The organism is Bacillus sanguinis, from assembly GCF_018332475.1.
GTDB classification, from domain to species: domain Bacteria; phylum Bacillota; class Bacilli; order Bacillales; family Bacillaceae_G; genus Bacillus_A; species Bacillus_A sanguinis.
Window position 1 is genome coordinate 1 of record NZ_BOQB01000571.1, and the last position, 1,990, is coordinate 1,990.

Genomic DNA, 1,990 nt, shown 5'->3' on the forward strand with positions numbered 1-1,990 from the left:
AAATGTACAATAAAAGATACAACTACGGCGGTGATAATTATTTATATTATTTACGTGAATTTAGCAATTTAGCCGCTGATACATTTCGAAACGGTAATAGGGCATAATTACTCCTATAATGAAAAGGAGTGATAGAAAGTGAAAGATAAAATGAATAAAAACAAAAAGCAAAATATTAAAGATGTAAATACAGAACAAAATGCGATTTATAGCGATCCGAAAGATGCGGCTAATATGCAAACGGTACCGCAGCCGAAAGATTTTGATGAAATTGAATATTAATTTTTCGTCCATCCGACTATATGATGAATGAAAAATACATCTTAAGTCCCATCACATGATTGAAATCTTTTGGTATTCTATATACATAAGCATTTGAAAATGTCTTATCTTAACAAAGCTTTCTTTAAGTAAATCTAATATAACCTGCAAAAAGACACTTCATTATGAGGTGTCTTTTTGTGTATATGAACTTAATTTCCATTTTCCACCCAGTATCTTGCATTTTATGATGGTTATACTAACTGTGAAAATTCAAGTCATGATTAAAGAAGGAGACAGTTAGTATGAAACAAACTTCTATAAATCCGTTACTAATTGTTCTAGGTACAATCATTGTTCAAATTGGCCTTGGGACAATTTATACATGGAGTTTATTTAATCAACCCCTTGTCAGTAAGTTTGGGTGGAACCTCAATGCCGTTGCTATAACTTTCTCCATAACAAGCTTTTCTTTATCATTTTCAACCTTATTTGCAGGAAAGTTGCAGCAAAAGTTAGGACTTCGTAAACTCATCGCTACGGCAGGGATTGTTCTAGGACTTGGGTTAATACTTAGCTCACAAGTTTCTTCCTTACCATTACTATATTTATTAGCTGGTGTAGTAGTTGGTTATGCAGATGGAACTGCTTATATTACATCACTATCTAATTTAATAAAATGGTTTCCGAATCGCAAAGGACTTATTTCTGGTATATCTGTTTCTGCATATGGAATGGGAAGCTTAATCTTTAGATATATAAACGGAAGTCTTATCGATAGCTTTGGTGTATCGCAAGCATTTTTATATTGGGGTATCATCGTTTTACTTTTAGTTTTAATCGGATCGTTCTTCTTACGTGAAGCAATCGTGAGTAATACTGTAACTGAGACATTACACAATGATTATACGCCTCGTGAAATGATGCAAACGAAACAAGTATATCTTTTGTTTTTTATGCTATTCACATCGTGTATGGGTGGTCTATATTTAATCGGTATGGTAAAAGATATCGGTGTACAACTCGTTGGACTTAGTGCAGCAACTGCAGCTAACGCCGTTGCAATGATTGCAATTTTTAATACAGTAGGTAGAATCGTTCTTGGAACGTTATCAGATAAAATTGGCCGAATGAAAATTGTTTCTGCAACGTTTATTATTATCGGATTGTCAGTCTTTACTTTAAGTTTCATTCCACTAAATTACGGCATTTATTTCGCTTGTGTAGCAAGTGTCGCCTTTTGCTTCGGCGGTAATATCACTATATTCCCAGCAATTGTCGGAGATTTCTTCGGATTAAAAAACCATAGTACAAATTACGGGATTGTATACCAAGGGTTCGGATTTGGTGCGCTTGCAGGATCATTCATTGGAGCACTACTTGGTGGATTTCAACCGACCTTTATTACAATTGGTATTTTAAGCGTTATTTCCTTTATTATTTCGATATTAATTCGTCCGCCAAAAGCAGAGAAGAAAAAGGAAATAAAACATTTACATCGTAAAGTAGCGTAATACAAAAAAGAGTCCTCATATAGGGCTCTTTTTTTACGAAACATTTAATTTTAAGTTGATTAGGGATACTTGTTCTTTTTGGTTCTATTTCAACAAAAAAGATATCGCTTAATTTCGTACAAGTCTTTTTTTTAATCCCTTTTGCTTTTCATTTCTTTTTCTAAATTTACAATTCATCTTTTTACTACGATCATCTCTTCTCTTTTCCCACTTGT

Annotated in this window: 2 protein-coding genes; both read left to right on the forward strand. The window is 33.3% G+C overall.

Translation table 11 applies throughout. The features are described 5' to 3' along the window. Window positions 1–138 precede the first annotated feature (138 nt). Entirely contained in the window at window positions 139–282 is a 144-nt protein-coding gene (locus KI369_RS28635; RefSeq protein WP_000653369.1) for a hypothetical protein, read from the forward strand. A gap of 284 nt (window positions 283–566) precedes the next feature. Then, window positions 567–1,775 carry an L-lactate MFS transporter gene (locus KI369_RS28640; RefSeq protein ID WP_212959017.1) on the forward strand — a complete coding sequence of 403 codons (1,209 nt, stop codon included), beginning with the start codon at window positions 567–569 and terminating at the stop codon, window positions 1,773–1,775. Window positions 1,776–1,990 lie beyond the last annotated feature (215 nt).

Excerpts from the sequence above, each read along its gene's own strand:
- KI369_RS28640 (WP_212959017.1), top strand. The coding sequence starts at position 567 with ATGAAACAAACTTCTATAAATCCGTTACTAATTGTTCTAGGTACAATC.